1 protein-coding gene is annotated in these 709 nt (G+C 59.2%); it reads right to left on the reverse strand.

The window, feature by feature from the left end:
* The coding region (locus NW838_RS07935) for a DNA methyltransferase (RefSeq protein WP_414427821.1) at positions 1–709 on the reverse strand (709 nt) is incomplete at both ends.

Here is a 709-nt window from a genome sequence, read left to right on the forward strand (position 1 = left end):
TCGTGGTGCTTGCTGCCGAGGGCCGCTACCACTTGCGCAGGCGCGAATGGGAGTCGCATTTGCCCACTCGCGAGACTGCGGCACTCGCTGCGATTCCGCTTTTTTAGACTATTGGCGATCTCTTTATCGTCTGTGCTCAATGGAGCGAAGGTGTCGTCTGGGATGCCAGTTTTGAGCACATCGAGGTTGAGGACGCCGACCAGCGAGTCTCCGCATTTGATGCGGTGGTCGAGGAAGGTGAGTGGTTTTTCTACATCGTGCGACTCGATCCACAGTGCAACACGGGCTAGCTCCACTGCCAGCGGGTTCTTGTCAACTCCGTAGATGCAGTGGGCGATCACCTCGCGCACGCTTTGGCGCACGGCATCGGGGGAAGGTTCGTCCTCCTGGGAACGGAGACGGGCCAGTTCGCGGCCAAGGTAACGGGCAGCGGCCAGCAGAAAATGCCCGGAGCCGCACGCCGGGTCGAGCACTTTGAGATTGAGGAGGGCGGCGATTTTGGCTTCACGGGTACGGGCAGATTGTAGCCTGTCTGCTAACACCGGCTTGAGGGTACTCGTGACCAGCTCTTGCACCAGTTGCGGTGGTGTGTAGTACGAACCGGTCGTCTTGCGTTCCGAGCCGAACGACAATGCAAAACTGCCCCCTGGCTCAATGACCGGGTGATAGTCGAGTAGGCTCTCGTAGACTGACCCTAGCTCTTCGGTAT

It is taken from the genome of Synechococcus sp. R55.2 (genome assembly GCF_047462075.1).
Classification (GTDB): domain Bacteria; phylum Cyanobacteriota; class Cyanobacteriia; order Thermostichales; family Thermostichaceae; genus Thermostichus.